Genomic DNA, 252 nt, shown 5'->3' with positions numbered 1-252 from the left:
CCCAGATTGCTGATGCCGGTGTTCAGGAAGGCTTCGATCTCGGGCCACCAGCAGCGCCTGGCCGATCGGGCCCTGGTCCATCAGCGGGTTCCACATCCGCTCGAACTCAGCGTCGGTGAGGTCTTCGCGGTTGCGCAGCAGCTTGCGCCGGGCCTTCCACTCCGTGGTCCGGCCACGCCGGCCGCGGACGCTTCGGGTGAGACGGCGGCGCACCAGATTGAGCGTCTTGTTGGCGAGCTGAACGACATGGAA

At 66.7% G+C, this 252-nt stretch carries 1 protein-coding gene; it reads right to left on the bottom strand.

Annotated elements, in window-relative coordinates; translation table 11 throughout:
- Positions 1–252, bottom strand: a 252-nt coding sequence (locus FMEAI12_RS32755; RefSeq protein ID WP_146776827.1) for a transposase, incomplete at both ends; no start/stop codon positions are given.

The organism is Parafrankia sp. Ea1.12, assembly GCF_900465275.1.
Lineage (GTDB): Bacteria > Actinomycetota > Actinomycetes > Frankiales > Frankiaceae > Parafrankia > Parafrankia soli.
This window is presented reverse-complemented; position numbering and strand designations above follow the sequence as displayed.